We start from the raw sequence: 1,583 nt of genomic DNA on the forward strand, positions 1-1,583 counted from the left end.
TCGCCCTGAGCTTGTCGAAGGGCCGGGCTGAGCCTGCCGAAGCCTTCGTCTCACAATTCCCCGGCCACCGGCCGCGCGCTGTGCAGCTTGTGCAGCGTGATCTTGCGCACCTCCGCCTTGCTCGCCTCGATGTGGGTGCGCAGCATCAGCTTGGCCGCGTCCGCCCGCCGCGCCAGGATCGCCTTCAGGATCTTCGCGTGCTCGTCGTAGGTGGCGCTGATGCGCGGCGGTTGCGTGAAATCGAGGCGGCGCACGATGCGGATGCCGTCGGTCACGTCGGCATGCACGCGCGCCATCTCCAGGTTGCCGGCGGCCGACACCAGCGTCGCATGGAAGGCCTCGTCGAGCGCGGCGACCTCGGCGGTGTCGGACTTGCGCTCCTTCTCGGGCACCAGCCAGATCGCCTTCAGCAAGCCCAGGTCGGGCATCGGCTCGGCCGCGCACAGCCGGTCGACCGCGGTGGCCTCGAGCACCACGCGCAGGTCGTACAGCTCCTCCAGCTTGCGGAAATCGAACGGCGACACGCTCCAGCCGCTGCGGAACGCCACCTGCACATAGCCTTCGAGCTCGAGCCGGAACAGCGCCTCGCGCACCGGCGTGCGCGACATCTCCAGCCGCTCGGCCATGTCGCTCTCGGTGAAGCCGTCGCCGGGCAGCAGCACGAAATCGAAGATGGCCGCCTTGATGCGCCGGTAGGCGGCCTCGGCGCGGGTCAGGTCGCGGGGGTTGGCGCGCGGGTTGTTCTTCGTGGCCAGCGGTTTCATCCGAGCAAGCTTACATGGGCCGACACGACCCGCCAGCCGGCGGGGGTGCGCATCCAGGTCTGCGTCTGCCGGCCGGGCCGCGTGCCGCCCTCGCGCTGGAACTCGATGTGCGTGGTCGCGAAATCCTCGCCGTAGGTCGTGAGCTGCGTGCGCAGCACGCTGCGCGCCAGGCCGGTGGCGGGCCGGGCCGAGCGGAAGGCACGGATCGCCTCGATGCCGTACAGGTTCTCGCCGACGCCGTAGCGCAGCGTGTGCGGGCTGTCCCAGAACAGCTCGTCGAGCACCGCCACATCGTTGCCGACCAGCGCGCGCTCATAGCGCTCGAACGCCGCGGTGAGCGCGGCCAGCACGTCGGGGCGGTTGATCTCCATCGAGGTCCGGTCCTCAGATGCCGGCCACCGGCGACGCGGCGGCGCCGCTCGCTTCCAGCGCGCGCGCCACGCGCAGCGCCAGGTCCTCGCGCCAGGGTGCCGCGATCACCTGCACGCCGATCGGCAGCTTCTGCATCCCGTGCGGCCACAGCGGCGCGGCCACCACCGGGCAGCCGGCGAACGACACAGGCTGCGTCAGCAGGCCCATCGACGGGCGGGTCGGCATCGCGACGCCGTTCAGGTCGAAGGTCTCGTCACCGAGCGGCGTGGCCTGCACCGGGGTCGCGGGCGCGAGCAGCACGTCCCAGTCGGCGAACAGCGCGTTGATGCGGTCGCGGTACAGCCGGCGAAAGCGCTGCGCCCGCACGTACCACTCGGCCGGCTGCAGCGCGCCGGCGATGAAGCGGTCGACCGACAGCGGCTCGTACTCGGCGGCGCGTTCGCGCAG

The 1,583-nt window shown here is 71.4% G+C and carries 3 protein-coding genes; all 3 read right to left on the reverse strand.

The annotated features are described in order from the left end of the window. Positions 1–50: 50 nt before the first annotated feature. Complete coding sequence (locus tag AC1D01_RS34025) at positions 51–764, reverse strand: GntR family transcriptional regulator (protein WP_477873875.1); 714 nt, start codon at positions 762–764, stop codon at positions 51–53. Further along, positions 761–1,135: an oxalurate catabolism protein HpxZ gene (hpxZ, locus tag AC1D01_RS34030; RefSeq protein ID WP_465111003.1), complete on the reverse strand. Its 375-nt coding sequence runs from the start codon at positions 1,133–1,135 to the stop codon at positions 761–763. The genes AC1D01_RS34025 and hpxZ overlap by 4 nt, the downstream gene beginning before the upstream one ends. A 13-nt stretch (positions 1,136–1,148) precedes the next feature. Next, positions 1,149–1,583, reverse strand: a 435-nt coding sequence (locus AC1D01_RS34035) for an amidase family protein (protein WP_477873876.1), incomplete at its 5' end; no start/stop codon positions are given.

Source organism: Rhizobacter sp. P3_B12 (assembly GCF_056402895.1).

What these genes read in the sequence shown, in the direction of transcription:
- AC1D01_RS34025 (WP_477873875.1), bottom strand. Translation starts at nt 764, where the DNA reads ATGAAACCGCTGGCCACGAAGAACAACCCGCGCGCCAACCCCCGCGAC.
- hpxZ (WP_465111003.1), bottom strand. Translation starts at nt 1,135, where the DNA reads ATGGAGATCAACCGCCCCGACGTGCTGGCCGCGCTCACCGCGGCGTTC.